Here is a 23,169-nt window from a genome sequence, read left to right as displayed (position 1 = left end):
CATGTACACCGATTCCCATTGCCATCTGAATTTTCCCGAGTTAATGATTGAACTGGACAACATCCAGCAGGCCATGGTCGCCGCCCAAGTGACCCGCGCCTTGGTAATTTGCACCACGCTGGAGAAATTCGACGAAGTGCATGGCCTGGCCATGGCCAACAGCAACATGTGGGCCACGGTGGGTGTTCATCCTGACAACGAAGGCGTACTTGAGCCCAGCCTGCAGGACTTGCTGGACGGCGCCGCCCGCCCCAAAGTGGTGGCGATTGGCGAGACCGGCTTGGATTACTACCAAATGGACGAGCGCAAAGGTGGACGCACCGTGGCCGACATGGAATGGCAGCGCGAGCGTTTTCGCACCCACATCCAAGCGGGGAGGCAAACCCAATTGCCATTGGTGATTCATACACGTCAGGCTTCGGATGACACCATTGCCATCTTGAAAGAAGAGGGCGAAACGGGTGGGGAAGGGTGTGCGGGCGGTGTTTTCCATTGCTTCACCGAAAGCCAACAGGTGGCTCGTGCTGCTTTGGACTTGGGGTTCTACATCTCGTTTTCCGGGATCCTGACTTTCAAAACGGCGGCCGACTTGCGTGAAGTGGCCAAGTTTGTGCCCGATGACCGGCTGCTCATCGAAACCGACAGCCCTTATTTGGCCCCTGTGCCTTATCGGGGAAAGACCAACAACCCTTCGTATGTACCTTATGTGGCCAAGTTGTTGGCCGAGTTGCGTGGCTCTACTTCGGAGGCCGTGGGCGAGTTGACGACGCGCAATTTCCTGCAGTTGTTCTCAAGAACTGGCGCCTGATCACTCCCATTTAAACTTTATGAAACACTTTAATTTATCAAAAAAGATTGTTGTTTTTATTGGGTTTATTTTATCAAGCACTTTCAGCTTGGCCGGTTCCTATGAAGACTTCTTCAAAGCCCTTCAGTCGGACAATGTTCGTGTGGTTCAGGGCTTGTTGCAGCGTGGATTCGACCCCAACACCGTCAACCCCGATGGCATTCCAGCTTTGATGTTGGCAGTCCGAGAACCTTCTCTGAAAGTGGCCGAATTGTTGGCGGCACACCCCAAAACCAAGGTCGAGGTTCGCAATGACAAAGACGAAAGCGTGCTCATGCTCGCGGCTCTCAGGGGATATTTGGCCTTGGTTGAAAAGCTGGTCGAAAACGATGCCGATGTGAACAAAACTGGCTGGACACCTTTGCATTACGCGGCTTCAAGGGGGCATGTGCCTGTGATCATGCATTTGCTGGAACACAGTGCTTACATTGACGCCGAATCGCCCAACGGCACCACGCCCTTGATGATGGCTGCGATGTACGGCAGCCCAGAATCCGTCAAAGCGCTCATTCAGGCTGGTGCCGACCCCACACTCAAAAACCAATTGGGCCTGAGTGCGCTTGATTTTGCAGTCCGCGGTCAGAGGCAAAACTCGATCGAGTTGATGCAAGCAGGCTTGGCACGATGGGCAGCTCGCCAAAAGAGATCTTCCGCAAGTCAGACCAGTGGCGCTGAGTCTGCACCTGTGGCTCGCTAAATTGAAACCCTGTGCCTAGCCCCATCTTGTTTTTTATGTTTCATACGATGTATATTATGTAAAGTAAAATACATGGTGAAAATCAAAACAAAGAACTCAGGGATCAGCGCTGAACCCATGGGTCTTGCAGAGTCCAGAATTAAAGTCCCCCACAAACAGGTTGACTTCATCCCAAAAGCGTCAACACAGAGACCCAAGCACCGCTAGAGCCTCAGATGCGTTCAGGGCGACAAACGAAGCTCGTTCTGATACGGTGAGGACGGCCAATGCAAAGCGCGGTATTGACCTTGTGACCAGGCTTGCGACATGTCGCGACTGCGAGGCGAAAACACATGGCCGCTTTGACCGGTCTGGTAGATGAACCGGGAGTCACCCACCGGGCTCAGGTCGTACACAGCCCTGAGCGATGCCGCGTGGCGGTTGGCAAAAGGTTCAGTTTTGTCATTGGCCCAATACTGGCCAACGTTCACGGTGAACAAATCGCCTGCACTTTCAACACGAACATCGAACCATTTATTCAAGCCAGGCACTTTGCCAAAAGGCTTGTGGCTGCTGATGGCGGGATGCCAAGATCCCCAACGCCAAGTGCTCGGATCACGGCCCAGTTTCGCTGAGATTCGGGTCACGCTGCGGTCCATGGCGGCGTTGGCCACGGGTGCACAACCGCCATCGCCACACCAGAATTTGTCGTCTCGGGACAAAATGCCCTGCAATGCCGATCTGAAATGGCGCTTGCCATAGAGCCCCTGAAAACGCTCTGCGCCCAAACGCGGCACCAAAACGGCGCGAGTCATCTCATCGGCCCAGACGTTCAAAATCAGTGCTGCTGCACTGTCGGTGTGCATCTGCCCATCAAAGTCGGCCAGCAACTTCATGGCGCGATCACCCAATGCGTGAGCGGGTTGCGCTTTCAAGGCTTGGGGCAACAAGGCTTTGGCCCCCAAAGACAACACATCGTTTTGCACCGCTTGCATGCTTTTCAGGCTGTGTTTAGGGGTAGCGGCCATCAATTGCTCGATGCGGTCAAAACGCTCTGGGGTCGTCCAGTCTGCACCCACAAAATGCGGATAGCCTGCTGGCAAGATGTTCTGGTTGGCCGTGGCGTGCCAGCCCTTGGCCTTAATTTGCGCGCTGTTCAACGTTGGGTTCTCTGCATACGGAATCCAGCCCTGCCAGTCGTAGTGCGCAAGCCATCCCGGCGCGGGGGCCACGCCACGTATGTCATTGGCTGGCCCACGTACAGGCACTTTGCCGATGGCCTTGAAAGCCACCTCCCCTTGTGTATCGGCCATCACCACACTTTGCATGGGCGAATGGTGGCCCGCAAAGGCTTGTGTCAACTGAGTCACATTTTGGGACCAGTTGGCCTGCATGCCAGCATCGAGGGTGAAGTTGTCAGGCGTGAGAGCCGACCAGCGCAAGCTGATGGCGTAAGCCGCCGTGTTGAGCAATCCGGTGTACTGTGGTTGCACATCGCTGATGACCGGGCCATGCCGGGTGCTGCGCACAGTCAAACTCACATCGCCCTGCCCTTTGACGCGAATGGTTTCTTGGCGAGTCTCAAAATCGGCCCAGCCTTCAGGCGTTCGGTATTGACCCGGACGTGAAGCATCCAGTTGTTCCAAATACAGGTCTTGCACATCAGGGCCTGTGTTGGTGAAGCCCCAAGCCACACCCCGGGTGCGACCCAAGACCACAAACGGCAAGCCGGGCAAGGTGGCGCCCATCACGTCCAAGGCGGGCAAAGACTGCCCTTGCCAAACCGTGGCGGGTGCCTGCAGGCGTGCAAAGTACCAAATGGCCGGGGCACTGAGTGCCAAATGCGGGTCATTGGCCAGCAAAGGATGACCGCTTTCGGTGTGGCTGCCGGGCACCACCCAGTTGTTGCTGCCTTTGCCATCCAAGATGCCCATGTCGCGCACCCATTCGTTGGACCACTCGGCCAACAGGTTGCCCTGGCTGAACATGTTTCTGGGCAGTTCAAGAGCAGCTTGTGGATGAGTATGGCTTGCGTCATAAACACCCAGTTGGGCATAAAGCGCAGGCAAATCCACCGATGTTGCGGCTTGTTCACCGGGGTATGGCGGCATCAATTGCCAAAGCTGTGCGTTGTTCAACACCTTGGAAGACGTCAGGCGGGCAAACTCCTGGCCCCAATTGCCACCAAGATCCAGTGCCATCATCAAGGCCCAGCCCACACTGTCTTCGGGTGACCAAGCCACGCCAGAATGACCACCCGCTGCTGTACCCAAAATCTGGAACTCGGGGGAAGGACGCACTGCGCCTGAACGCCAAGCGACCTGAATGCCCTCGCTGTAAGCCTGCAAAGCCGCTTGGGCCAAAGGTGAGAGGTTTTTCAGTTGCTCACGCGCCATGGGAATGATGCCCAGGGTGCGCATCAGCTTGTCGGTGTCCAAAGTGGCGGGCCCCAGAATCTCGGACAGCTCGCCATGCATCACACGGCGGTTGAACTCCAGTTGCCAGCCGCGCTCTTGGGCGTGCACAAAACCCATGGCCCGCCAAGCATCCAATGGCGAATCCGCCTGGATGTGGGTCACATCCGCGGCATCGCGACCGATGCTCACAGGCTGTGCCAGCCCGGGCAGTTGCAGTGTGCCATCGAGTTGGGGCAAGCTGCGCAGCATCTGCACCGCCAACACGCCGCCCACGAACAACACAGCGACCACCGCCAACACACTCAAACGTCCGAGCCATTTCATGAAGGAATTACCTCGTTTTGCATAGTTGTCAGCGCGTCAAATGTGGCCCCAAACCATCAGCGCGTCACGCCCTTCGGTGACCAGGTCCACTTTGGCGCCCACGGGGAGCAACACCTTGGTCTCGACATGGCCGAACGGCAGGCCCGTGAGCACCGGGGCCTTGATCTGGCTGCGCAGCCAATCGATCACGGTCGTTAACTTGAAGCCTTTGTCGTGTGCGGGCACGAGCTTGTACTTGCTGAATTGCCCCATCAACACCGCTTTTTGCTGGGCCAACACGCCCGCATGCAAGAGCTGCGTGAGCATGCGCTCCACGCGGTAAGGGTGCTCACCCACATCTTCAAGGAACAGCACACCGCCTTTGATTTGCGGGAAATAAGGCGTGCCCAGCAATGAGGTCAACACCGTCAAGTTGCCGCCCCACAGCGGCGCGTCTTTCACCAACACACGGCGTTCTGCTTCTGCCTTGGGAAGTTGCCAGCCTGTGCCCTCCCCTTGCTCCAGCAGCAGGTCATCAAAGCAGGCTTGCATGATGTCGTCGGGCTCCTTTTCGGCGCCAAAGTCTTCGCCCAAGGCCGGGCCTTGCCAGCTGATGCGGCCTGTCTTGGCGAACACGGCTTGGTTGAATGCCGTGAAGTCGCTCAGGCCCACAAACTGCGTGCCGCCGTCAATGGCTTTGGCGATCTGTTTGTAGGGCAAAGCGGGCAGGACGCGCGTGAGGCCGTAGCCACCGCGCGAGATCAGCGCCACATCGGCACCACTGGCGGCTGCTCGGGTGATGGCCGCTATGCGTGTGGCGTCGTCGCCCGCAAAACGCATGTGGGTGTCAAGGGCCGACTCATCCACTTCCACCTCATGGCCTTGGGCTTTGAGGCGTTTGAGGCCCCGGCGAAAAGCCGCTTTGTCGCGCACAGCGCTCGAGGGGGAAAAAATGAAAATGTGGGCCATGCGGGTGTTCTTAATCAGGGCTTGAAGTGTCGCACAGCCGCCTCGGCAATCGCCCTGCCCTGCTCCTGCACAAAATGGCCTGCATCGGGCAGCAGCATCGGCTCGGGACAACCCAAAATCCGGCTTTGCAAATGGCGCATCACAGGTTCGCCCAGAACCGGGTCTTGCTGGCCAATGGCCATGAAGCTCTGGCCTTGCCACTCGTTGCGCCAAAAGTCACGCGCTTGGCGCGAGATGCCTGCACCGGGCGAATCGGCAAACTCCGGCACCATAGGTGGAAAAGCCCGCAGCGCGGCGCGAAAACCTTTGTCTGGGAACGGCGCGTTGTAAGCGTCCGTTTCTTGCGGCGTCATGCTGCGGTTGCCGCGGGCAAACAGTTTGCCCACGTCAAACTGCGGCTGGCTTTGGCACCAATCGCGCCAGGCCAAAAAACCAGCGCTCAGAGGCTGCTCGCCCGTGGCGAGGGTCGTGTTCATGACCAGCAGCCCCTTGAAACGCTCAGTCGCAGCCATGGGCAAGGTCAGACCCAAAATACCACCCCAGTCTTGCACCACCAGCACCACGCGCTGCAAATCCAGCCGTTCAATCAAATCCAGCAAAGACTGGCGGTGGGTTTCAAACTGGTGAAAACTGTCTTTTTTGGGCTTATCGCTTTTGCCAAAGCCGATCAGGTCGGGTGCCACCACACGATGCCCCGCCGCCAGCCAGACCGGGATCATTTTGCGGTAGAGATAGCTCCAAGCCGGGTTGCCGTGCAGGCACAGCCAAGTCAGTGGCGCATTCGCATCACCCTCGTCCAAGTAGTGCATGCGCAGGCCCGCGATGCTGGGCAGGTCGTTCACGTAATGCGGCTGCCAGGGGTAGTCGGGCAAATCGGTAAACGCCTCATCGGGTGTGCGCAGGGCGTCTTCTCTGAGTGGTTGTGGGTTCATTCTTTTGGGCCTGAAAAAATCCTTGAGCAACTGTCCACATTCTTCGGCCAGCACCCCGCCCGTCACCTGGGTCTGGTGGTTCAGCTGCGGATGGCCAAACAGGTTCAGCACAGATCCCGCCACGCCCGTGCGCGGGTCGGGGGCACCAAACACCACACGATCCACACGCGCGTGTAGCATGGCGCCGCTGCACATGGCGCAGGGCTCCAAAGTCACATAAAGCGTGCAGCCGTCCAACCGGTAATTGCCCATGATGCGAGCCGCTTCACGCAGCGCCACCACCTCGGCATGCGCCGTCGGGTCGTGGCTGGCAATTGGGGCGTTGCGGCCTGTGGCGATGACTTGGCCGTTTTTAACGACCACCGCGCCCACCGGCACTTCACCCGCCGCAGCGGCCTGGCGGGCCTGCTCCAGCGCCAGGCCCATCCAGTGTGCGTCTTGGCATGGCGTATTCACGGTCACGCCACCATGCCCAACCGCTGCATCCACTGGGCCAGGGCTTGCTCTTGTTCGCCGCCTTGGGTATAGGCTGCGTGCATGGCCGCGTGCGACTCAGGGCGGTGCTGGTTGATCTTGACCTTGGTTTGCAAGTCCAGAATCTTCAACTCAAACGCCACAATGCCATTGAGCATGCCGTGGGCGTAACTCTCGGGCAGTGCACGCCACTGCGCGGCATAAGCGGGCTCGTGGTCGGCAATCATCTGCTTGAGCATGGCGTCTTTGGCATCGTCGCCACCCAGCATGCGGGCCTCTACCCGGGCATGCACCGCCAGATAAGTCCAAGTTGGCACACGCAGCAAATCGGGGTAAACGGCTGGAGACATGTAAGCCTGCGGCCCCATGAACGTCACCAACGCCTGCGGACGCGCTTGCAAAAATCCGGCATGCGGATTGGCACGGGCACAGTGCCCGAGCAGCGCTACCGGCTGGCCGCCCTCCTCGATCAATTTGAGAGGCAAATGGGTGACAAACGGAAAACCATCACCGTCGGTAGACACCAAACTGGCAAACGGGTGCTCGCGCATGATGGTCGCAGCATGCTGCGGATGGTTGAATTGTTGGGGCAGGTACATGAAAAGACTGTACCAAAACAAAGGCACCCTATGGTGCCTTGTCTGTCATTCCCACTCGATCGTCGCCGGTGGTTTTGAACTCACGTCGTATGTGACTCGGTTGATGCCACGCACCTCGTTGATGATGCGTCCCGAGACTTTCTTGAGCAGCGCATAGGGCAGCTCGGCCCAGTCCGCCGTCATGAAGTCGCTGGTCTGAACGGCACGCAGGGCCACCACGTAGTCGTAAGTGCGGCCGTCGCCCATCACGCCCACGCTTTTCACGGGCAAAAAGACGGTGAAGGCCTGACTGGTCAAGTCGTACCAGGTCTTGCCGGATTCGTCGGTGAAGTTGCGCAGCTCTTCGATGAAGATCGCGTCCGCACGGCGCAGCAGATCTGCGTATTCTTTTTTGACTTCGCCCAGAATCCGCACGCCCAGGCCGGGGCCTGGGAAGGGGTGGCGGTAGACCATCTCGCGGGGCAAGCCCAACGCCACGCCGAGTTCGCGCACTTCGTCTTTGAACAGTTCGCGCAATGGCTCCAACAGCTTCAAGCCCAGTTGCTCTGGCAAGCCGCCCACATTGTGGTGGCTCTTGATGGTGACGGCTTTCTTGCTCTTGGCGCCGCCCGACTCGATCACGTCGGGGTAAATCGTCCCTTGTGCCAAGAAGGTCGCACCTTTGTGTCCGCCATCACCTGCTTTGAGCTTGGCCGCTTGCTCCTTGAACACGTCCACAAACAAACCGCCAATGATTTTGCGCTTGGCTTCAGGCTCGCTCACGCCCGCCAGTTTGCCGAGGAACAAGTCACTGGCGTCCACACGGATCACTTTGGCGTGCAACTTGCCGACGAACATGTCCATGACCATGTCGCCTTCATTCAGGCGCAGCAGACCGTGGTCCACAAACACGCAGGTCAGTTTGTCGCCAATGGCGCGGTGGATCAACGCAGCCGCCACGGAGGAGTCCACGCCGCCGGACAAGCCGAGAATGACTTCTTCGTCACCGACCTGTGCGCGGATCTTGGCCACGGCTTCTTCGATGTAGTCACCCATGATCCAGTCTTGGCGAGCTTGGCAGATGTCGAGCACAAAACGGTTGAGCAAGGCCTGACCCTGCACGGTGTGCGTGACTTCAGGGTGGAACTGCACCGCGTAAAAGTGGCGGGTTTCGTCGGCCATACCGGCGATGGGGCAAGCCGGTGTAGAGGCCATGACTTTGAAGCCGGGTGGCATGGCCGTGACTTTGTCGCCGTGGCTCATCCAAACCTTGAGCATGCCGTGGCCTTCGGCCGTGGCGAAATCTTCAATGCCTTTGAGCAGTTCAGTGTGGCCATGGGCGCGGACTTCGGCGTAGCCAAACTCGCGTGTGGTGCCCGCCTCCACTTTGCCTCCCAGCTGCTGCGCCATGGTTTGCATGCCGTAGCAAATGCCCAAAACAGGGATGCCCAACTCAAAAACGGCATCCGGTGCACGGTCATCAACTTCGTAGACGCTGGCATGTGAGCCCGACAGGATCACGCCTTTGAGGTTGCCGTCCTTGGCGTACTCGCGGACCCAGTCGCTGCTCACATCGCAGGGATGGACTTCGCAAAACACATGCGCTTCGCGCACGCGGCGGGCAATCAGCTGGGTGACTTGCGATCCGAAGTCGAGGATCAGGATTTTGGAGTGCTGCATGGCAGGCGCCGTTCTAAAGAAATGAAAAGGCGTCTGGGGTGCAGACGCCTTGGTGATCAGGATCAGATTTTACTCAGCCCGGTAGTTGGGGGCTTCCTTGGTAATCTGCACGTCATGGACATGGCTTTCACGGATACCCGCTGCGGTGATTTCCACAAACTGGGATTCGTTGTGCATGGCCTCGATCGTCGCGCAGCCGCAGTAGCCCATGCTGGCACGCAAGCCGCCCGCCATTTGGTAGATGATGGAAACGACCGATCCTTTGTAAGGCACGCGGCCTTCAATGCCCTCTGGGACCAATTTGTCGGCATTGGGATTGCCGGTGCTGGACTCTTGGAAGTAGCGGTCGGCACTGCCTTGTTGCATGGCACCAATCGAGCCCATGCCGCGGTAGCTCTTGTAGCTGCGGCCCTGGAACAACACGATCTCACCCGGAGCCTCTTCGGTGCCCGCGAACATGCCACCCATCATCACCGTGCCCGCGCCTGCGGCAATCGCCTTGGCGATGTCGCCGCTGTAGCGGATACCGCCGTCAGCAATCAGAGGTACCCCCGTGCCTTTGAGGGCTGTGGCCACGGAGTCCACCGCCATGATTTGTGGCACGCCCACACCCGCCACGATGCGGGTGGTGCAGATCGAACCCGGCCCAATGCCCACTTTGACCGCGTCGGCACCGGCTTCGACCAGGGCCAAAGCGGCAGCGCCGGTGGCGATGTTTCCGCCGATGACTTCGATGTGCGGGTAGTTTTGCTTGACCCAGCGCACGCGGTCGATCACGCCTTTGCTGTGGCCGTGTGCAGTGTCCACCACGATGGCGTCCACGCCCGCACGGGCCAGGGCTTCCACACGCTCTTCGGTGCCCTCGCCCACGCCCACCGCCGCGCCCACGCGCAGTTGGCCTGCGCCGTCGCGAGCGGCGTTCGGGAAGTTCAGCTGTTTGGTGATGTCTTTGACGGTGATCAGGCCCTTGAGCTCAAAGGCGTCGTTTACCACCAGCAGGCGCTCAAGCTTGTGTTTGTTGAGCAGGTGCTTGGCTTGCTCAGGCGTGGTGCCTTCGGGCACGGTGATCAGGCGCTCGCGCGGGGTCATGATCTCGCTGACTTTTTGGTCGTAGCGGGTCTCAAAGCGCAGATCTCGGCCAGTCACGATGCCGACCACCTTGCCGCCGTCGCAGACCGGAAAACCTGACACGCCGAGCTCGTCGGAGAGGGCCATGACCTGGCGCACGGTGGTGTCCGGGGTGATGACGACCGGGTCACGCAGCACGCCCGATTCGTAACGCTTGACCTTGGCCACTTGAGCGGCTTGCTCTTGTGCGGTGAGGTTTTTGTGAACGATGCCGATGCCGCCTTCTTGGGCGATGGCGATGGCCAGTCGCGCTTCGGTCACGGTGTCCATGGCGGCGGACACCAGGGGCAGGTTCAGGCGGATGTTGCGGGTGAATTGCGTCGCAAGGGACGTGTCCTTGGGCAGGACTTGGGAGTAAGCGGGGACGAGGAGAACGTCGTCAAAAGTCAGGGCTTTACCGAGTAGGCGCATAAGCTGAGGCTCCAAAAAATGGATTGTACCCGTCCAACCCAAGGGATTTCCCTGATGAGGGCGCAAAATCAGGGCTCGCCGACGCCAAGTCTCAGGCGTACCAGGATCAGCTGTTTTGGTAATGCAAGACCTTGAGCGACTTTTCTGGGTCGATGTCCACAAAAGGCTCTGGGTTGGGCAAACGTTCGACAAAGCGGAGGGTGGGCGCGGCTTCGGCCACCTGGGCATGCAAAAAAGCCGTGTCCAATTCGGGCGCGTTCAGGCACAGCAGCACATGGCCTTGCGGCTCCAGCAAATCCGGCAAGCGGCGGATCAGCTTGATGTAGTCCTTGGTGGCGATGAAGCTGCCCTTTTGGTAACTGGGTGGATCAATCACGATCACGCCATAGGGCCCCATTTTGTTGATCTTGCCCCAGGTCTTGAAGATGTCATGGCCCAAAAAGCGGGCTTTGGCAGGCAAGTCGTTGAGACGGTGGTTTTGCTGGCCCACAGCCAGAGCGCCCTGGCTCATGTCCAGATTGACCACCTGCGCCGCCCCACCCTGCAGCGCCACCACCGAAAAAGCGCAGGTGTAGGCAAACAGGTTGAGGATGTTTTCATGAAGCGCATGGGCCTTCAGCCACTCGCGCCCGTTGGCCATGTCCAGAAACAGACCGTGGTTTTGACCGCGCATCACATGCACCAGGTACTGGGCGCCCTGCTCGATCACCACATGCGGCTCGGGCACGCTACCGGCCATGAGGCGGGTTTGTGCTTCGCCTTGTGCACGGCACTGAAACACCCAATTGAGCGGCTCGCCAGGGGCCAAGGTTTCCCAGCGCTGCGCCAAAGCCTGGTGGCACAGGGCCAGCTCGTCTTCGCTAACGGGTTTGAAGCTGGTCAAAACCCACACGGGCGCGAACCAGTCCAGCGTCCAGTGTTCGCAGCCGGGGTACACGCCACCACGGCCGTGGAAAACACGGTGCGCATCAGCTGTGATGGTCATCTGGGTGATGGCGTTCAAAAGGGCTTGCATGGTGGTATCAATACCCGGCAGCAGAACCGCTCTTGCGATTGGCGAAGAGGCCCGTTCGGCCTTTACCTTGGCGCTTGAAGCGCTGGCGACGTGCGACTTTGGGGTCAACTTTGAGGGGGCGGTACAACTCGATGCGGTCACCGGCTTGAACCACTTGCGTCCAGGAGACTTTTTTGCCCCAGATGCCGGGTTGCTGAAACTGTAGAGAGGACAAAGAGGCGCTGTCGCTCGAACCATTCGCTTGCAGGCACAAGGCCAAGCCCTGATTCAAGACATCTTGAACAGTGATGCCCTCAGGCACTTGCAGGCGCATCTCATGAACATGCCGCGGTTCAAGGCTCCAGCACAGCACCACCTGAACCGTCGGCTCAGCCATAAACCGCTTCAGCACGTTTCACAAAGGCATCGACCAGACTGGCTGCGATCTTGTCGAAGACCGGGCCCACGAGCGCCGCCAAGGTTTTGCTGGAAAAGCCGTATTGCAGATCCAGCTCCACTTTGCACGCCCGTTGCGTGCCGTCGCCCACGGGGGTGAAACGCCACATGCCGCTCAGGTTGGAAAACGGGCCTTTGACCAGGCTCATCCCCACCGATCGGCCTTCTTCGTGGGTGTTGCGCGTGGTGAAGGTTTGCTGGATGCCGCCCAGGCTGATACCGACCTCGGCCACCATGCCTTGCGGGTCGGTTTCAAGCACACTGGCACGGTCACACCAAGGCAGAAACTCGGGGTAACGCGCCACGTCGGTCACGAGGCGAAACATTTCTTCTGGCGAGTACCAGATCAGAACGGACTTGTGGATATTCTTCATACAATGCAGCGATTGTAGTTTTTCGACATGCCTGCGGGCGCATCGCCCGGCTGCACACCCTTGTGAACGGCTGTGCCGTCCTTATTTGCTCCTCATGGCCACCACCAAAAAGACCCCTGCTGCTCCCGTTTTTGCCAAGATTGCCGAGAACAAAAAAGCGTCCTTCGACTATTTTTTTGAAGAACGCTACGAGGCGGGCATGGTGCTGGAAGGCTGGGAAGTCAAGGCCATCCGTGAAGGCAAGGTGCAGCTCACCGACGGTTATGTGGTCATTCGCAATGGCGAGTTGTTCATCATTGGTTGCCTGATCAACCCGCTCAAAACTGCATCGACCCACATCAATCCTGAAGCGGCACGCACGCGCAAACTGCTGCTGAACAAGGAAGAGATCAAGCGGCTGATCGGCAAGATCGAGCAAAAGGGCTACACCCTGGTGCCAATCAATTTGCACTGGAAATCGGGCAAGGTCAAATGCGACATCGCGCTGGCCAAGGGCAAGGCCGAGCACGACAAACGCGACACCATCAAGGACCGCGAAGGCAAACGCGAAGTCGAACGCGCCATGAAAAGCCGCCACCGCGACCGCTGAGCGCCAAAGCGCCATTCCAAGACGCTGGCGTTCAGCTCAAATCGCGCAGCGGATGGTGGTCTGAAGGCCAAGGACTGGCAAAGAAACGCGCCGCTTCTGACAGATCTACCTCTTCCACACGGGCCGGTTTCCAGTTCGGACTGTGGTCTTTGTCCACCGCCAAGGCGCGGATGCCTTCTACCGTTTCACAGTCGGCCACCGAGCGCAGGTGGAAACAGTGGTGCACCATGTCGCGCTCCATGCGCAAGTCGTCGGCCAGGCTCATTTGACGGGCGCGGCGAATTTGCTCGAGCACCACATGCAGCATCAAGGGCGAGCGGTGGCGCAAAGTGTGGGCCGTCTTCTGGCTCCATTCGTCAGTGGCCGACTCCAGTTTGTGCAGCATATCGGCAATGCTGGGCAAGGCGAAAACTTCATCAATCTGCGGCTGAGGCGTGAGCTTTTCGGGGGTTATGGCACCGGCTTGGGCCATCACCCAACGCTCCACCGACTCGGCGTTCTCAAAAGGGCTGCTGATCAAGGTTTGCCAAATGGGCTCGAGCATGCCGCTGGGCAGGGCAATGTCGGCCAACTTGGCGGCCACAGCTTGAGGCCCGCTCAGCATCAACCCCGTGAGGCCCAGGTATTCGCCCAAGCGCCCCGGGCAACGGCTCAGGAAATAACCGCCGCCAACATCCGGAAACAAGCCGATGTTGGTTTCAGGCATGGCCATCTTGGTGCGCTCGGTCACCACACGCACGCTCGCGCCCTGGCTGATGCCCATGCCGCCACCCATGACGATGCCATCCATGAAAGCGATATAAGGCTTGCTGTAGGTGTGGATCAGGTGGTTGAGGCGGTATTCTTCGGTGAAAAAATCACCCAAAGAGGCATCACCTGCTGTGGCCGCCTGGTGAAAAAATCGGATGTCCCCACCCGCACAAAATGCACCAAAAGGTGCTTCTTTGCCCGTACCGCGTACGGCCACGGCCAAGACTTGGGGATTGGCTTGCCAATCGAGCAAAGCCCGGGTCAAGGCCCGCACCATGTCAAGCGACAAAGCATTCAGGGCCTTGGGGCGGTTGAGGGTGATGCAGCCGATGCGGCCTTCAATCTGCGCGATGACATCAGACATTGTTTTGTTTCCAGCCTAACCATTGGTTCATGAGCAGAGCCCCGAGAACGAGGGACCCTCCCAACAATACGCTCATTTGAGGTGCTTCGTTGGCCCCCCACCAGGCCAAAGCGATGCCAAACACGATCTCCAGAAGACACAACAAGGACGCTTCAGGGGCTTTGAGCACACGCACACACACCACCGACAACACACAGGGGATGGCCAACTGGAACAAACCCAAAATGGCGAGCAAGCCCACGTCATGGGTCGACGCCTGAAACGGCATGGCCAAAGGCAGTGTCAGCAAGGTGGAAAAAACAGCCCCCAACAACACCGAAGGCACCAGGTCCAGATTGTGGCCGTCGCTTTGGCTTTTTTGCGCCAAGGTCCATTGCACGGCACCCGCTATGGGCACACACAAAGCCACCAGAGAACCGAGCAGGAAATTGGGATCGCCCAAGCTCAATTGGGTACCGTACATCCAGCCAATGCCGATACCGGCCAGCACAATGGCCACCCAGGTGCGCAAAGGCAATGGGTGGCGCAAAAACACGCGCGTGAACAGGGCGGTGAACAAAGGCCCGACAGCCATGGTGATCAGCACATTGGCGACGGCCGTGAGGGTCAGGGCCACCATGAACGCGGTGAACATGACACTCCAGCACAGGCCGGACAACCAGAAATACCGATTGCGCCAGGGCAAGCGAGACCACACGCCCCTGCCCTGCCACAAAGGCAGAATGATCAGCAAGGACACCACGGTGAAGAAGCTGCGCCAGAAGGTGACTTCAAAGCTGCGGGCTTCCTCCAGATGCCGTGTCACCACCCCGGCCATGGACCACAGGGCTGTGCAACCAATCATGGTCCATACGGCCAAACCGTGTGTCATGCGCATGGTGGTCAACCGATCACTTGTTGCGCTTGCGGTCGCTTTCTTTCAAGAAACGCTTGCGCAGACGCACACTCTTGGGCGTGATCTCTACCAGTTCGTCGTCCTCGATGAACTCGACGCCGTACTCCAGCGTCAAGTCGATCGGAGGCGTGATCTTGATCGCGTCTTCCTTGCCGGACACACGGAAGTTGGTCAGCTGCTTGGTACGGGTGGCGTTCACCACCAGGTCGTTGTCACGGCTGTGGATGCCCACAATCATGCCTTCGTACACCGGGTCGTTCGCTTTGACGAACATGCGGCCGCGGTCGTCCAACTTGCCCAAAGCGTAAGTGAAGATTTCACCGTCGTCCATGGAGATCAGCACGCCGTTTTTGCGACCGCCGATTTCGCCCTTGTGCGGCTCGTAACCGTCAAAGATGTTGGAGATCAGGCCGGAACCACGGGTCAAGTTCAGGAATTCGTTGGTGAAGCCGATCAGGCCGCGGGCAGGAATGCGGTATTCCAAACGAACGCGGCCACGGCCATCGGGTTCCATGTTGACCAACTCGCCCTTGCGCTCGCCCAGAGCTTGCATCACGCCGCCTTGGTGGTTTTCTTCGATGTCGGCGGTGACCAACTCGATGGGCTCATGGCGCTCACCGTTGACGTCACGGTACAAGACGCGGGGCTTGGACACGGCCAACTCGTAGCCTTCGCGGCGCATGTTTTCCAACAAGATGGTCAGGTGCAATTCGCCGCGACCTGCGACTTCAAAGATACCGTCTTCGTCAGTTTCTTTCACGCGCAGGGCCACGTTGTGTTGCAGTTCCTTTTGCAAGCGGTCCCAGATCTGGCGGCTGGTCACGTACTTGCCTTCACGACCGGCCAAGGGGCTGGTATTCACGCAAAAGTTCATGGTCAGCGTGGGTTCATCCACCTTGAGCATGGGCAGTGGTGTTGGGTTGATCGGGTCGGTCACGGTCACGCCAATGTTCAGGTCGGCAATGCCGTTGATCAAGACGATGTCGCCAGGACCGGCTTCGGTCACTTGCACGCGGTCCAAACCTTGGAAAGTCAGCACTTGGTTGACACGGCCTTTGATGGTCGAGCCGTCAGGGCCTTCCATCACGACCACGTCCATGTTGGGCTTGATGGTGCCCTGGCTGATGCGGCCCACACCGATGCGGCCCACAAAGGTCGAAAAATCAAGCGCGGAAATTTGCAATTGCAAAGGAGCTGCAGGGTCACCCGAGTTGGGCTTGACGTGCTTGAGTACGGTATTGAACAGGGCCGACATGTCTGGGCCCCACTGCTCACCGGGTGCGCCCTCTTCCAAAGAGGTCCAGCCGTTGATGCCTGAGGCGTACACCACAGGGAAGTCCAGTTGCTCGTCGTTTGCGCCGAGTTTGTCAAACAGGTCAAAAGCGGCGTTGACCACTTTGTCGGGGTTGGCACCGGGCTTGTCGACCTTGTTGACCACCACGATGGGCTTGAGGCCCAAGGCCAAGGCCTTTTTGGTGACAAAACGGGTCTGAGGCATGGGGCCTTCTTGTGCATCGATCAGCAACACCACACCGTCGACCATGGACAAAGCGCGTTCGACTTCACCACCGAAGTCCGCGTGGCCGGGGGTGTCCACGATGTTGATGTGGGTGCCTTCCCAGCTCACGGCACAGTTTTTGGCCAGAATGGTGATGCCACGCTCGCGTTCGATGGCGTTGTTGTCCATCACAGTGTCCACGATTTTCTCGTGCTCGGCGAACGTACCGGATTGACGCAGCAGCTGATCGACCATGGTGGTTTTACCGTGGTCAACGTGCGCGATGATGGCGATGTTGCGAATTTGCTTGCTCATGCTTTCTCTTCCTTTAAACCTGCTCGGCCAGCAATGGCGCGTTGACAGGTGATTTTTCCAAAATCTGTTGAATTTCGATCGGGCTCAACAATCGACCCGGAATCAATTCGCCGCCGTGCACATGCGCTGTTCCCAGCAAGGCACGAGGATGTTCTCCATACACCACGACTTGATCACAATCATTCCAAGGGCCGCGACGGCGCACCCCACTCAAAAATTTCCCTGCGTTCTCGCTGTCCAGACACACTTCGGTGTAGCCCGGCAGCAGTACATCGACCGGCTGCATCGCCGCAATCCGCTGGCTTTCATCCATGTTCTCCAGTGCAGACAGCGTCACACACTGGGCTTCCTCAAAAGGCCCGGTGACCACCCGGCGCAAAGCGCTCAAATGGCCACCACAACCCAACGCTTCGGCGATGTCTTCGCCCAAGGTTCGGATGTAAGTGCCTTTGCTGCACCGAACACGCAAACGCAAAAAAGGCGCATCACCTTGCAGTTGCATGTCCAGCAGATCCAGATCATGTATGACCACGTTTCGCGCTTCGCGCTCCACGGTTTCGCCCTCGCGGGCATATTCGTACAAGGCCTTGCCGTCCTTTTTCAAGGCACTGTGCATCGGCGGCACTTGGCTGATGGGCCCCATGAACCGGTCAAGAACTTCCACCACCATACCTGCCGAACATGACACTTCTCGGACAGCGATCACCTCGCCTTCGGCGTCAGCCGTGCTGGTTTTGATGCCAAGACGAACCGTGGTCTCGTAAGTCTTGTCGGCATCCAGATGCTGCTGGCTGAACTTGGTGGCTGCACCAAAACACAAAGGCAACACCCCCGTGGCCAAAGGGTCGAGCGTTCCGGTATGACCGCCTTTTTCCGCGCGAAGCAACCATTTGGCTTTTTGCAAAGCCTGGTTACTGGAAAGACCCAGCGGTTTGTCGAGCAGCAGCACCCCGTGCACAGGGCGCCGTTGCACCCGTGTGCGTGGCGCATTCATGCTCAGTCCTCCTGGGCGCGAGACGACACGGCCTTGGCGATCAATGCGTTCATGTCAGAGGCGCGCTCGGTGGTGCGGTCAAACAAGAAATGCAATGTCGGCACGGTGTGGATGTGCAAACGCTTGAACAAACCATTGCGCAAAAAACCCGCAGCCGCATTCAAGCCTTCGGTGGCCTCTTCGGGGTTGCCCGTCAAGACACTGAAGAAAACCTTGGCATGTGCGTAGTCGGGCGTGACCTCAATGGCATTGATCGTGACCATGCCCACGCGCGGGTCTTTCAACTCGCGCGCAATCAACTCGGCCAGATCCCGCTGGATCTGGTCGGCCACGCGGAAACCGCGGTTGGGCACAGAGGACTGCTTGCGACGCACCATTTACAGCGTTCTCGCAATTTCCTTGACGTCGAAGAATTCGAGGTAATCGCCTTCTTTGATGTCGTTGTAGTTCTTGAGTTTGATACCGCACTCGAAGCCTTCTTTGACTTCGCGCACGTCGTCCTTGAGGCGCTTGAGCGAATCGAGTTCACCGGTATAGATGACCACGTTGTCGCGCAGCAAACGGAACTTGGCACTGCGGGTGACTTGACCCGAGGTGACCATACAACCGGCCACCGTACCAATCTTGGAAGCCACAAACACGGTCCGAATTTCGGCCATGCCCATGATCTCTTCGCGCTGCTCGGGCGCCAACATGCCAGACATCGCCGCCTTGAGCTCATCCACAGCGTCATAAATGATGTTGTAGTAGTGCAGGTCAACGCCATTGCCTTCGGCCAACTTGCGGGCGCCAGCATCGGCACGCACGTTGAAGCCGATCACGATGGCCTTGGAGGCAATCGCCAAGTTGATGTCCGACTCGCTGATGCCACCCACGCCGGAGTACACCAGCTGGACTTTGACTTCTTCGTTGGACAACTTGAGCAAGGATGCGCCCAGAGCTTCTTGCGAGCCCTGCACGTCGGCCTTGATGATGATCGGCAGCATCTTGACTTCGCCCGCAGACATGTCGGTGAACATGTTTTCGAGCTTGGCGGCTTGTTGCTTGGCCAGTTTGGTGTTGCGGAACTTGCCTGCTCGGTAAGTCGCGATTTCGCGGGCACGGCGCTCATCGCCCATGACCATGAACTCGTCACCCGCTTGTGGCACTTCGGTCAGACCTTGGATCTCGACGGGAATCGAGGGACCCGCCGACTTGATGGTGGCACCGTTTTCGTCCAGCATGGCACGCACGCGTCCAAAAGTCTGGCCTGCCAGCACCACGTCCCCCGTGTTCAAGGTACCGGACTGCACCAGGATGGTGGCCACAGGACCACGGCCCTTGTCCAGACGCGCTTCGATCACGAGACCCTTGGCAGCGGCTTGCACCGGGGCTTTGAGTTCCAACACTTCAGCCTGCAAGAGCACTTGCTCCAGCAAATCGTCGATACCCATGCCGGTTTTGGCCGACACAGAGACGAAAGGCGATTCACCACCAAACTCTTCAGGCACCACTTCTTCCGAAATCAGCTCGGCACGCACGCGCTCGATGTTTGAATCAGGCTTGTCCATCTTGTTGATGGCGACCACGATCGGCACTCCAGCCGCTTTGGCGTGTTTGATGGCTTCCTTGGTCTGTGGCATGACGCCGTCATCACCGGCCACCACCAAGATGACGATGTCGGTGGCTTGAGCACCGCGGGCACGCATGGCCGTGAAGGCCTCGTGACCTGGGGTGTCCAGGAAAGAAATCATGCCGCGAGGCGTCTCAACGTGGTAAGCGCCGATGTGCTGCGTGATGCCACCAGCTTCGCCGGAAGCCACTTTGGCGCGACGGATGTAGTCCAGCAGCGAAGTTTTGCCGTGGTCCACGTGGCCCATGACGGTCACCACAGGCGCGCGAGGCAACAGCTCGGCGTGTTGATCCGATACCTCTTCGTCGGTGAATGCTTCTGGATCGTCCAGCGCCGCCACCACGGCTTTGTGACCCATTTCTTCCACCACAATCATCGCGGTGTCCTGGTCCAAAGGCTGGTTCATCGTGGCCATCTGACCCAGCTTCATCAGGTGTTTGATGACCTCGGAGGCCTTGATGGCCATCTTGTGGGCCAATTCGGCCACAGTGATGGTCTCGGGCACGTGCACTTCGAGCACACGCACTTCGGTCGTGGCCTGCTGATTTTGCCCATCATCACGGTCACGCTCATTGCCGCGTCGGCCACGAGGACCGGTGCGCCAGTTGTTGCGACCGACACCACCACTGGTGTCACCACGTGTGGGGATCGCCTTTTTCTTGGCAGGATCACCCGCCCAGCTGGAAGACAACTTGGCAGACTTGACTTCTTTGTTGGCACCAGGTGCGGCAGGTGTTGCGGCTTGCGCAGCCGCTGCACGCGCACCAGGTGCAGGCGTTCCTGCAGGCTTGTGCAAAGTGCCTTTAACCGGCGCTTTGGCTTCGGCTTTGGGCTCTTCCTTCTTGGCGACCAGCACCTTCTTGGGTGCACTCATCATGGCACGAATGGCTTCAGCTTCGGCCAAAGCCTTGCGACGGCGTGCGTCCAGGTCTTGTGCACGTGCCGTGTCTTCGTCTGCCTTCGCCTTGGATTCTGCGGCCGCCTTTAGCGCCGTGGCTTCACGGGCAGCCTTGTCGGCTTCAACCTTGGCGCTCGCCATTTGTGCGGCAGTCAGTGCCTTGGCATCGGCTGCTGATTGGGCCGATTCTGCGGCAACAGGTGCTGCCGGCTTGGTCTGAGACGCCGCATTGATGCTGGCGGCTTCCGCACGCGCCAATTGCTCACGCTCTTCACGGCTGAGTTGAGTCTTGGCCGCCGATGAGGGCTCCTCGGCTTGAGCTTGTTCAGCTGCAAGGGCCAATGCTTGGGTCGCGGCTTGGGCTTCTTGGGCCGCCAACTCGGCGCGTTGCGCAGCTTCTTGGGCTTCACGCAGTCGGCGCTTTTCAGCCAAATCCTCTTCTTGGCGACGGATCAGCTCAGCTTGACGGCGCGCTTCTTCCTCGCGCTTCGCCAACTCGGCATGGTCAAACTGAGGCTCAAGCGGTTCTTCAGCAGAAGCCACAGGCTCATCATCGCGTTTGATCAGCGTTCTTTTCTTGCGAACTTCGACCTGGATGGTGCGGGCTTTGCCCGAAGCATCGGCTTGCTTGATCTCACTGGTCGACTTCTTGACCAAGGTGATCTTTTTGCGATCGGCGGACACGGTGCCGTGGCTCGCTTGCAAATAGCTCAGCAGTTTTTGCTTGTCGGCATCGGTCAAAGCATCGCCCTCAGAGGCTTTGGTCACCCCGGCTGAGCGCAATTGATCCAACAAAACATCGGCAGATTTTTTGAGTTCATTGGCGAACTCGGCAACAGTGGTACTGGACATAATTTTGTTCAAGCCTCCATCAGACTTCAGGCCTGGCCAGCGAACCAATGTTCGCGGGCTTTCATGATCAGGGCGGTCGCCTCTTCAGCTGTCTGAGCAGTGATGTCAGTCAGTTCGTCGGTGGCCAAGTCAGCCAGGTCGTCACGGGTATGAATGCCCGCTTCCACCAGCTTGGAAATCAGCTCAGGCGTCAAACCTGGCAGGTCGCGCAGGTCCTGAGACACGTCTTCGACGCTCTCTTCACGCGCAATTTCAAGGGTCAACAAAGCGTCTTTGGCTCGTGAGCGCAACTCGTTGATGGTGTCTTCATCAAAGCTTTCGATCTCCAGCATTTCCTGGATAGGCACATAAGCCACTTCTTCGAGGCTGGTGAAACCTTCACCGATCAGGATGTCAGCGATTTCCTGGTCCACATCGAGTTTTTCCATGAACAACTGACGGATGCCGGTGGTTTCCTCGGCCTGCTTTTGAGCAGACTCGGCCGCATCCATGATGTTGATTTTCCAGCCCGTCAGGTCAGACGCCAAACGCACGTTTTGACCGCCACGGCCAATCGCGATGGCGAGGTTTTCTTCGTCCACCACCACGTCCATGGCGTGTTTCTCTTCGTCCACCACAATCGACTGCACGTTGGCAGGGGCCAAAGCGCCAATCACGAACTGGGCGGGGTCTTCACTCCACAAGACGATATCGACACGCTCGCCTGCCAACTCATTGGTCACGGCATTGACACGGGTGCCACGCACACCGACACAGGTGCCAATCGGGTCCACACGCTTGTCGTGCGACAAGACTGCAATCTTGGCGCGGGAGCCGGGGTCACGGGCGCAGGTCTTGATTTCCAACAAGCCTTGCTCGATTTCTGGCACTTCCTGACGGAAGAGCTCGATCATGAACTCGGGGGCTGAACGGGACAACAGAATCGGGGCGCCACGCAGCGTCAAGTCCACTTCCATGATCATGGCACGCACACGATCGCCGCTGCGAAGGTTTTCCTTGGGGATCATCTCGCTGCGCTTGAGGCGGCCTTCGATGCGTCCAGACTCGCAGATGATGTCACCCTTGTCCATGCGTTTGACGGTGCCCACAAAGATCTTCTCGCCACGCGACATGAAATCGTTGAGCAACATCTCGCGCTCGGCATCGCGGATTTTTTGCAAGATCACTTGTTTGGCTGCCATGGCGCCAATGCGGCCAATCGGCACCGACTCGATGGCTTCTTCAATGTATTCGTCGACCTCAATGTCGGGAATTTGCTCTTTGGCTTCGAACAACAGAATTTCCTGCTCGGGCAATTGCAAACCGGCTTCATCGGGCACCACATGCCAGCGGCGGAAGCTCTCGTAATTGCCGTTGTCGCGGTCCACCGCCACGCGGATATCCACTTCGCCTTCGTACAACTTCTTGGTGGCCTGCGCCAAAGCGGCTTCGACAGCACCAAACACCACATCGCGCTCAACGTTCTTTTCACGTGAGATGGCTTCGACCAACATCAACATTTCGCGATTCATGACTTGACTCTCCTGTTCCACCGGGCTGCTCTATGTGGCCCGAAAGTTTGCTCAAAAAATGGGGGTTGCCGTCAGGCTTCCTGCTTGGGTTTGCGCCCTTTGAAATCCACCACAGGTGCGAGTCGCGCATCGCGCAACTCGTCCAGCGTGAAACCGAGCGCATGCAAAGGCGCGGGAATCCGCTTTTTACTGATCTTTTGTCCGGGCTTCACGGCAGGTGCATCGCTCCAGACGATTTGCCAGCCTTGGCCAGTGGCGTCACGCTCGAGCGTGCCGCGGAATTTTTTGCGGGTCGGGTTGACCATACCCGCTGCGTTTTCGCCCATGGGGGCCTTGAGCGTGATGTCAATCAACTCGCCTGCAAAACGCTCAAAGTCTTGCTCGTTGCGCAGAGGGCGATCGATGCCGGGTGAGGACACCTCCAGCCTGTTGTAAGTCACGCCATCGACTTCGAGGGCGAACTGCAGCTGCCGATTGACTTTTTCGCAATCTTCTACGTTGATGAACAGCTCAGCGCCCGGCTGCCAAGGCCAGTCGATGGTGATGCGCAACAAACCGCCCGCTGTGCGGTCAATCTCAACCAGGTCATAGCCCAGGCCGGTTACGGTTTCTTGAACAATTTGCTGCAATGCCACAGAGCTTCGGAATGTCA

20 protein-coding genes are annotated in these 23,169 nt (G+C 58.4%); 3 read left to right on the top strand and 17 right to left on the bottom strand.

The genetic code is table 11. The annotated features are described in order from the left end of the window. Window position 1: 1 nt before the first annotated feature. Together L63ED372_RS06800 and L63ED372_RS06795 are read left to right on the top strand one after the other, a co-directional pair. Entirely contained in the window at window positions 2-808 is an 807-nt protein-coding gene (locus tag L63ED372_RS06800; RefSeq protein WP_062404667.1) for a TatD family hydrolase, read from the top strand. 19 nt (window positions 809-827) lie between these two features. After that, window positions 828-1,544: an ankyrin repeat domain-containing protein gene (locus L63ED372_RS06795; RefSeq protein ID WP_082431617.1), complete on the top strand. Its 717-nt coding sequence runs from the start codon at window positions 828-830 to the stop codon at window positions 1,542-1,544. A gap of 221 nt (window positions 1,545-1,765) precedes the next feature. Here L63ED372_RS06795 and L63ED372_RS06790 read toward each other — a convergent pair whose 3' ends face one another. The 9 genes from L63ED372_RS06790 to L63ED372_RS06750 all read right to left on the bottom strand — a co-directional run bounded on the left by L63ED372_RS06790 (window position 1,766) and on the right by L63ED372_RS06750 (window position 12,239). Beyond that, the gene (locus tag L63ED372_RS06790; RefSeq protein WP_062404665.1) at window positions 1,766-4,264 is read right to left on the bottom strand and encodes a penicillin acylase family protein; all 2,499 of its coding nucleotides are present in this window, start codon (window positions 4,262-4,264) and stop codon (window positions 1,766-1,768) included. 36 nt (window positions 4,265-4,300) lie between these two features. Next, the gene (locus L63ED372_RS06785; protein ID WP_062404662.1) at window positions 4,301-5,212 is read right to left on the bottom strand and encodes an LD-carboxypeptidase; all 912 of its coding nucleotides are present in this window, start codon (window positions 5,210-5,212) and stop codon (window positions 4,301-4,303) included. A 14-nt stretch (window positions 5,213-5,226) separates the two neighbouring features. Next, a complete protein-coding gene (gene tadA / locus L63ED372_RS06780) occupies window positions 5,227-6,570 on the bottom strand; it encodes a tRNA adenosine(34) deaminase TadA (protein WP_062404659.1) in 1,344 nt (447 codons plus the stop codon). Between the two features lie 32 nt (window positions 6,571-6,602). Next, window positions 6,603-7,217 (bottom strand): FMN-binding negative transcriptional regulator, encoded by a 615-nt coding sequence (locus tag L63ED372_RS06775; protein WP_062404657.1) that lies wholly within the window; start codon window positions 7,215-7,217, stop codon window positions 6,603-6,605. A gap of 45 nt (window positions 7,218-7,262) precedes the next feature. After that, window positions 7,263-8,876: a glutamine-hydrolyzing GMP synthase gene (guaA, locus tag L63ED372_RS06770; RefSeq protein ID WP_062404653.1), complete on the bottom strand. Its 1,614-nt coding sequence runs from the start codon at window positions 8,874-8,876 to the stop codon at window positions 7,263-7,265. A 69-nt stretch (window positions 8,877-8,945) separates the two neighbouring features. Further along, window positions 8,946-10,415, bottom strand: coding sequence for an IMP dehydrogenase (guaB, locus tag L63ED372_RS06765; protein WP_062404650.1), 1,470 nt, complete (start codon window positions 10,413-10,415; stop codon window positions 8,946-8,948). Window positions 10,416-10,521: 106 nt separating this feature from the next. Then, window positions 10,522-11,430: a class I SAM-dependent methyltransferase gene (locus L63ED372_RS06760; RefSeq protein ID WP_062404647.1), complete on the bottom strand. Its 909-nt coding sequence runs from the start codon at window positions 11,428-11,430 to the stop codon at window positions 10,522-10,524. 7 nt (window positions 11,431-11,437) lie between these two features. Continuing rightward, a complete protein-coding gene (locus L63ED372_RS06755) occupies window positions 11,438-11,806 on the bottom strand; it encodes an RnfH family protein (protein WP_062404645.1) in 369 nt (122 codons plus the stop codon). Next, window positions 11,799-12,239 (bottom strand): type II toxin-antitoxin system RatA family toxin, encoded by a 441-nt coding sequence (locus L63ED372_RS06750; protein WP_062404642.1) that lies wholly within the window; start codon window positions 12,237-12,239, stop codon window positions 11,799-11,801. The genes L63ED372_RS06755 and L63ED372_RS06750 overlap by 8 nt, the downstream gene beginning before the upstream one ends. 94 nt (window positions 12,240-12,333) lie before the next feature. On the opposite strand from L63ED372_RS06750, the gene smpB reads away from it, so the two are divergent. Continuing rightward, window positions 12,334-12,828, top strand: a complete 495-nt coding sequence (gene smpB / locus L63ED372_RS06745) for an SsrA-binding protein SmpB (RefSeq protein WP_062404639.1) — start codon at window positions 12,334-12,336, stop codon at window positions 12,826-12,828. Between the two features lie 31 nt (window positions 12,829-12,859). On the opposite strand, the gene L63ED372_RS06740 is transcribed toward smpB, so the two are convergent. The 8 genes from L63ED372_RS06740 to rimP all read right to left on the bottom strand — a co-directional run bounded on the left by L63ED372_RS06740 (window position 12,860) and on the right by rimP (window position 23,152). Further along, window positions 12,860-13,942, bottom strand: a complete 1,083-nt coding sequence (locus tag L63ED372_RS06740; RefSeq protein ID WP_062404636.1) for an enoyl-CoA hydratase/isomerase family protein — start codon at window positions 13,940-13,942, stop codon at window positions 12,860-12,862. Continuing rightward, window positions 13,935-14,819 (bottom strand): DMT family transporter, encoded by an 885-nt coding sequence (locus L63ED372_RS06735; protein WP_062407761.1) that lies wholly within the window; start codon window positions 14,817-14,819, stop codon window positions 13,935-13,937. Before L63ED372_RS06735 ends, L63ED372_RS06740 begins: the two co-directional genes overlap by 8 nt. Window positions 14,820-14,832: 13 nt before the next feature. Further along, window positions 14,833-16,650 (bottom strand): translational GTPase TypA, encoded by a 1,818-nt coding sequence (gene typA / locus L63ED372_RS06730; protein ID WP_062404633.1) that lies wholly within the window; start codon window positions 16,648-16,650, stop codon window positions 14,833-14,835. Between the two features lie 13 nt (window positions 16,651-16,663). Further along, window positions 16,664-17,644, bottom strand: coding sequence for a tRNA pseudouridine(55) synthase TruB (truB, locus tag L63ED372_RS06725; protein WP_062404630.1), 981 nt, complete (start codon window positions 17,642-17,644; stop codon window positions 16,664-16,666). 2 nt (window positions 17,645-17,646) lie between these two features. Beyond that, on the bottom strand, window positions 17,647-18,021 hold the full coding sequence (gene rbfA, locus L63ED372_RS06720; protein WP_416548496.1) for a 30S ribosome-binding factor RbfA: 375 nt from the start codon (window positions 18,019-18,021) through the stop codon (window positions 17,647-17,649). Next, on the bottom strand, window positions 18,022-21,006 hold the full coding sequence (infB, locus tag L63ED372_RS06715; RefSeq protein ID WP_062404628.1) for a translation initiation factor IF-2: 2,985 nt from the start codon (window positions 21,004-21,006) through the stop codon (window positions 18,022-18,024). A 26-nt stretch (window positions 21,007-21,032) separates the two neighbouring features. Then, window positions 21,033-22,517 (bottom strand): transcription termination factor NusA, encoded by a 1,485-nt coding sequence (gene nusA, locus L63ED372_RS06710; protein ID WP_062407757.1) that lies wholly within the window; start codon window positions 22,515-22,517, stop codon window positions 21,033-21,035. 71 nt (window positions 22,518-22,588) lie between these two features. Beyond that, window positions 22,589-23,152, bottom strand: a complete 564-nt coding sequence (gene rimP, locus L63ED372_RS06705) for a ribosome maturation factor RimP (protein WP_062404625.1) — start codon at window positions 23,150-23,152, stop codon at window positions 22,589-22,591. Window positions 23,153-23,169 lie beyond the last annotated feature (17 nt).

It is taken from the genome of Limnohabitans sp. 63ED37-2 (genome assembly GCF_001412535.1).
Classification (GTDB): domain Bacteria; phylum Pseudomonadota; class Gammaproteobacteria; order Burkholderiales; family Burkholderiaceae_C; genus Limnohabitans_A.
The sequence above is the reverse complement of the archived record's forward strand: the minus strand, read 5'-3'. Positions and strand labels throughout refer to the sequence as shown.

What these genes read in the sequence shown, in the direction of transcription:
- L63ED372_RS06800 (WP_062404667.1), top strand. Translation starts at nt 2, where the DNA reads ATGTACACCGATTCCCATTGCCATCTGAATTTTCCCGAGTTAATGATT.
- L63ED372_RS06795 (WP_082431617.1), top strand. Translation starts at nt 828, where the DNA reads ATGAAACACTTTAATTTATCAAAAAAGATTGTTGTTTTTATTGGGTTT.
- L63ED372_RS06790 (WP_062404665.1), bottom strand. Translation starts at nt 4,264, where the DNA reads ATGAAATGGCTCGGACGTTTGAGTGTGTTGGCGGTGGTCGCTGTGTTG.
- L63ED372_RS06785 (WP_062404662.1), bottom strand. Translation starts at nt 5,212, where the DNA reads ATGGCCCACATTTTCATTTTTTCCCCCTCGAGCGCTGTGCGCGACAAA.
- tadA (WP_062404659.1), bottom strand. Translation starts at nt 6,570, where the DNA reads ATGGGCCTGGCGCTGGAGCAGGCCCGCCAGGCCGCTGCGGCGGGTGAA.
- L63ED372_RS06775 (WP_062404657.1), bottom strand. Translation starts at nt 7,217, where the DNA reads ATGTACCTGCCCCAACAATTCAACCATCCGCAGCATGCTGCGACCATC.
- guaA (WP_062404653.1), bottom strand. Translation starts at nt 8,876, where the DNA reads ATGCAGCACTCCAAAATCCTGATCCTCGACTTCGGATCGCAAGTCACC.
- guaB (WP_062404650.1), bottom strand. Translation starts at nt 10,415, where the DNA reads ATGCGCCTACTCGGTAAAGCCCTGACTTTTGACGACGTTCTCCTCGTC.
- L63ED372_RS06760 (WP_062404647.1), bottom strand. Translation starts at nt 11,430, where the DNA reads ATGCAAGCCCTTTTGAACGCCATCACCCAGATGACCATCACAGCTGAT.
- L63ED372_RS06755 (WP_062404645.1), bottom strand. Translation starts at nt 11,806, where the DNA reads ATGGCTGAGCCGACGGTTCAGGTGGTGCTGTGCTGGAGCCTTGAACCG.
- L63ED372_RS06750 (WP_062404642.1), bottom strand. Translation starts at nt 12,239, where the DNA reads ATGAAGAATATCCACAAGTCCGTTCTGATCTGGTACTCGCCAGAAGAA.
- smpB (WP_062404639.1), top strand. Translation starts at nt 12,334, where the DNA reads ATGGCCACCACCAAAAAGACCCCTGCTGCTCCCGTTTTTGCCAAGATT.
- L63ED372_RS06740 (WP_062404636.1), bottom strand. Translation starts at nt 13,942, where the DNA reads ATGTCTGATGTCATCGCGCAGATTGAAGGCCGCATCGGCTGCATCACC.
- L63ED372_RS06735 (WP_062407761.1), bottom strand. Translation starts at nt 14,819, where the DNA reads ATGCGCATGACACACGGTTTGGCCGTATGGACCATGATTGGTTGCACA.
- typA (WP_062404633.1), bottom strand. Translation starts at nt 16,650, where the DNA reads ATGAGCAAGCAAATTCGCAACATCGCCATCATCGCGCACGTTGACCAC.
- truB (WP_062404630.1), bottom strand. Translation starts at nt 17,644, where the DNA reads ATGAATGCGCCACGCACACGGGTGCAACGGCGCCCTGTGCACGGGGTG.
- rbfA (WP_416548496.1), bottom strand. Translation starts at nt 18,021, where the DNA reads ATGGTGCGTCGCAAGCAGTCCTCTGTGCCCAACCGCGGTTTCCGCGTG.
- infB (WP_062404628.1), bottom strand. Translation starts at nt 21,006, where the DNA reads ATGTCCAGTACCACTGTTGCCGAGTTCGCCAATGAACTCAAAAAATCT.
- nusA (WP_062407757.1), bottom strand. Translation starts at nt 22,517, where the DNA reads ATGAATCGCGAAATGTTGATGTTGGTCGAAGCCATCTCACGTGAAAAG.